2 protein-coding genes are annotated in these 2,679 nt (G+C 70.0%); one reads left to right on the top strand and one right to left on the bottom strand.

Going from position 1 to position 2,679, the window contains the following annotated elements:
- Positions 1-69 precede the first annotated feature (69 nt).
- On the top strand, positions 70-786 hold the full coding sequence (locus ACIKT0_RS16615) for an SDR family NAD(P)-dependent oxidoreductase (RefSeq protein ID WP_407106491.1): 717 nt from the start codon (positions 70-72) through the stop codon (positions 784-786).
- Between the two features lie 15 nt (positions 787-801).
- Here ACIKT0_RS16615 and ACIKT0_RS16610 read toward each other — a convergent pair.
- A partial coding sequence (locus tag ACIKT0_RS16610) for a putative bifunctional diguanylate cyclase/phosphodiesterase (protein WP_407106490.1) occupies positions 802-2,679 on the bottom strand: 1,878 nt, incomplete at its 5' end.

The following is a 2,679-nucleotide window of genomic DNA, read 5'->3' as shown; positions in this document are numbered from 1 at the left end:
GGCGAACGACGGTCGGGCCTTGCCGGCTGTGGCTCAGAACGCGCTTCGATGGAGTTGAAGTGAACCCCCCTGCTGCTGACCGGCGCCAGCCGCGGCATCGGGCACGCCACCGTCAAGCGGTTCTCGGCGGTCGGCTGGCGCGTCATCACCTGCTCGCGCCACGCCTTCCCGGAGGAGTGCCCTTGGGGCGCCGGACCGGAGGACCACATCCAGGTCGACCTCGCCGACGTCGACAGTACGGTGGCGGCGATCGCCGAGGTGCGGGAGCGGCTGGAGGGCGGCGCCCTCCATGCGCTCGTCAACAACGCCGGCATCTCGCCGAAGGGCGCCGGCGGTTCGCGGCTGAACGCGATCGACACCGCGCTCGACGACTGGAAGACGGTGTTCCAGGTGAATTTCTTCGCGCCGATCATGCTGGCGCGCGGTCTGGCCGACGAACTCACCGCCGCCCGCGGCTCGATCGTCAACGTGACCTCGATCGCCGGCGGGCGGGTGCATCCCTTCGCGGGCGCGGCCTACGCGACCTCGAAGGCGGCGCTGAACGCCCTGACCCGCGAGATGGCGGCCGATTTCGGACCGCTCGGGGTCCGCGTCAACGCCATCGCGCCCGGCGAGATCGACACGGCGATCCTCTCGCCGGGCACCGACAAGATGGTCAACCAGATCCCGCTGCGGCGCCTGGGCACGCCCGACGAGGTCGCGAAGACGATCTACTTCCTCTGCACGGACATGTCGTCCTACGTCACCGGCGCAGAGATCCACATCAATGGCGGCCAACACGTCTAGGGGCGGAGCAGAGCCTCAGCCGGCGGCGCGCATCCGCTGCTTGGCGAACGGTGACTCGAACGACACGACCGGGCTCGGCCGCCCGATCAGGTAGCCCTGGATCTCCTCGCAGTTGAGCTCCGCCAGGAAGGCGCGCTGTTCGACGGTCTCCACGCCCTCGGCCGTGATCGGCATGTCGAGGCTCGCGCCGAGCGCCACCACGGCGCGGACGATCGCCTTGGCCTGCGGGCTCGTCGACAGGGTGCGGATGAACGAGGCGTCGATCTTGATGCGGTCGAACGGGAAGGCCTGCAGGTAGGACAGCGAGGAATAGCCGGTCCCGAAATCGTCCATCGCGATCTGCACGCCGAGCGCCTTCAACCGCCGCAGCGTCTGCAGCGCCCCGGTCAGGTTGTCGAGCAGCACGCCCTCGGTGATCTCGAGCTCCAGGCGGGTCGCCGGCAGGCCGGTCTCGACCAGGATTGAATGAACCAGCGCGACGATGTCGCCATGCTGGAACTGGACCGGCGACAGGTTGACCGCGACCTTTCCGGGCCGCACCCAGCGCGCGGCCTCCCGGCAGGCGGTCCTCAGCACCCATTCGCCGATCGGCACGATCGCCGCGGTCTCTTCGGCCACGGGGATGAACTCGACCGGAGGCACCACGCCGCGGGTCGGATGCTTCCAGCGGATGAGCGCCTCGAAGCCGACGATCTCGCCGGTCTTGGTGTTCGCCTGCGGCATCCAGTGCAGGAACATCTCGTTGCGCGTGATGGCCGTCGCGAGGTCCTGCTGGAGGGCCCGGCGCTCCCGCAGGGCGAGGTCCATCTCCGGCTCGAAGCCGCGCGAGAGGCCGCGCCCGTCGGCCTTCGCCCGATAGAGGGCTGCGTCCGCGTTGGCGAACAGCGCATCGGCGGTCGCGCCATGATGCGGGTAGATCGCGAAGCCGACGCTCGCGCCGCAGCGCAGGGTGCGCCCCGCCACCACGGTTTCGGTGTTCAGCCGCTCGGTCAGGCGGGCCGCGAGCTTGTCGGCGTCGCCGGCGTCAGGGCCGGTGCCAATGACGACGAACTCGTCGCCGCCCAGCCGGAACACCATCGCGTCGGGCGCGCCGGCGACGATCCGCCGGGCGGCCGTGCGCAGCACCTCGTCGCCGGCCGAATGGCCAAACACGTCGTTCACTTCCTTGAACTTGTCGAGGTCGACGCAGAACAGCGCCACCTCTCCGCCCCGCTTCAGGCTGGTGGTCAGAGCCTCATTAAAGGCGGCGCGGTTGGCGAGGCCTGTCAGCGGGTCGTGATAGGCCAGATGCCGGATCTGGTGCTCCTTGCGCCGCTGATCGCTCAGGTCGCGGAGCGTGAAGACCCGCCTCTGCCGACCATCGATCATGAGATCGCGGCTCGAGATCTCGACCCAGGCGGACTCGCCGCCCGTCGCCTTGAGACCGGCCTCCTGGGGCTTCGCCAGCGATGCTGACAGGATACGGTCGGGATCGGGAACTTCCAGGAAATCGCGGAACGCCCTGCCGCGCATCACCGTGGGGTCGAGCCCCGCGAGACGCGCCGCGGCGGCGTTGATGTCGACGATCTTCAGGTCTTCGCAGATGACGATGCCCTCGCGGGTGAGGTCTGCGAAAGCGCGGTCGCGGGAACTCTGAGGGTGGTCGCCGGATCGGCCGGCGAGCATCGCCGCGCCGATCACCCCGGCGATCGTCAGGCCGGCCACGACCGCCAGGAGCAACAGCAGCTCGTCGGCGCCGACCGCGGAGCCGGGAACGCGGACGCGCGCATTGGGCGCGAAGCGGACCGCGCCGGAGGCGAGCGCGTGGAACAGAAGGATGGATCCGCCGAACAGCGTCGCGCCGGCCAGGCGGCCCTCGAGGGTGCGCAGCCGCGCCGCGACGCCGAACCCTGC

Origin of the sequence: Hansschlegelia beijingensis, from assembly GCF_045505405.1 — a bacterium.
GTDB classification, from domain to species: domain Bacteria; phylum Pseudomonadota; class Alphaproteobacteria; order Rhizobiales; family Methylopilaceae; genus Methylopila; species Methylopila beijingensis_A.
Note: the sequence above shows the minus strand (reverse complement) of the source record. Positions and strands in the feature narration are given on the sequence as shown.